Annotated in this window: 1 protein-coding gene; it reads left to right on the top strand. The window is 65.2% G+C overall.

Annotated features, from left to right (window positions below; all coding sequences use genetic code 11):
* The coding region (locus U9980_RS23855; protein ID WP_322769984.1) for a GMC family oxidoreductase at window positions 1-1,694 on the top strand (1,694 nt) is incomplete at both ends.

Below are 1,694 nucleotides of genomic sequence, written 5' to 3'. Positions count from 1 at the left end.
GACGTGATTGTCATCGGCTCCGGCTTCGGTGGGAGCGTCGCGGCTCTCCGGCTCGCGGAAAAGGGCTACCGCGTCATTGTTCTGGAGGCTGGCCGGCGATTCAATCCGGATTCTCTCCCGCGCACCAACTGGAACATCCGCCGCTATCTGTGGGCACCTCGACTAGGTTGTCACGGATTTCAGAAAATTACCATGCTCGGCCGCGTCCTGGTTCTTTCAGGAGCAGCCGTCGGGGGTGGATCAGTGGTATACGCGAACACGCTGTACCGCCCGCTCGCAGCCTTCTACACCGACCGCCAATGGGGTCATATCACCGATTGGTGCCACGAGCTTGCGCCATACTACGACCAGGCTGAACGAATGCTCGGGGTGGTGTCCAACCCGACGGTCACCCATACCGACGAGGTATATCGGGCCGTTGCCGAGGAAATGGGCGTCGGCCATACGTTCCGCCTGGCGGATGTGGGCGTTTTTTTCGGCCGGGCCGGCGGCAAGGAGCCTGGGGTCGAGGTCGCGGATCCCTACTTCGGTGGCGTCGGGCCCACCCGCACCGGCTGTCGTGAATGTGGTGAATGCATGACCGGCTGTCGCTGGAACGCCAAGAACACCCTTGACTACAATTATCTCTACCTGGCTGAGAAGCTCGGCGTCCAGGTTGTTCCCGACACTCAGGTCGAAGCTGTCCGTCCGTTGCCGGCCGGCGGGTACGAGGTCAGTACGGTCCGCACGGGATCCTGGGTCCGTCGGGACCGGCGGACGTGGCATGCGGGCCAGGTGGTGTTCGCGGGTGGAGTCCTCGGCACTGTTCGGCTCCTGCTCACCATGCGGGATACCGGCGTGCTGCCGGCGCTGTCGCCCCGGGTCGGCGAGCTTACCCGCACGAATTCAGAATCAATCATCGGAGCCACCAGATTCCGGCCGGACAGCCGGATCACCCGCGGGGTCGCGATCACGTCCTCGTTCTACCCGGCCCCGGACACCCATATCGAGCCGGTCCGTTACGGCCGGGGTAGTAACGCGATGGCCTTGCTGGCTACTCTCATGACCGACGGCGATCATCGGATGCCGCGATGGGTCATGTTTGTACGGGCAGCGCTGCGGCATCCGTTGTCGCTGCTTTCGGCGCCGATGCCGTGGCGGTGGTCGGAACGTGCCATGATTTCACTGGTCATGCAATCGCGGGACAATTCGCTCACGGTCACCCGACGGCGGGGTCTGTTCGGCCGCGCCAGACTCACCAGCAGGCAGGGTCACGGTGAGCCGAACCCAAGCTGGATTCCGGCCGGCAACGACGCGACCAGGCGTATCGCCAGGCGTATCGGCGGGTTTCCCGGTGGCACGCTGACGGAGGTTTTCGACATTCCGCTGACCGCACACATCCTCGGTGGCGCCCCGATCGGAGATTCCCCGGCCAGCGGGGTCATTGATCCCTACCAGCGAATCTTCGGATATGACGGCCTGCATGTGGTGGACGGTGCGGCGGTCGCGGCCAATCTGGGGGTCAATCCGTCACTGACGATCGTGGCGCAGGCCGAACGCGCGATCTCGCTGTGGCCGAACAAGGGCGAACCCGACCGACGCCCAGCGATCGGGGCACCCTACGAGCGGGTGCGCCCGGTGCGCCCGGTGCGCCCGGCCGTGCCGGAACACGCTCCGGCCGCCTACACTGTGGGCCTTCCCGAACGTGGCCGTCC

The sequence above is a fragment of the Protofrankia sp. Cr1 genome (genome assembly GCF_963555865.1).
GTDB lineage: Bacteria > Actinomycetota > Actinomycetes > Frankiales > Frankiaceae > Protofrankia.
The sequence above is the reverse complement of the archived record's forward strand: the minus strand, read 5'-3'. Positions and strand labels throughout refer to the sequence as shown.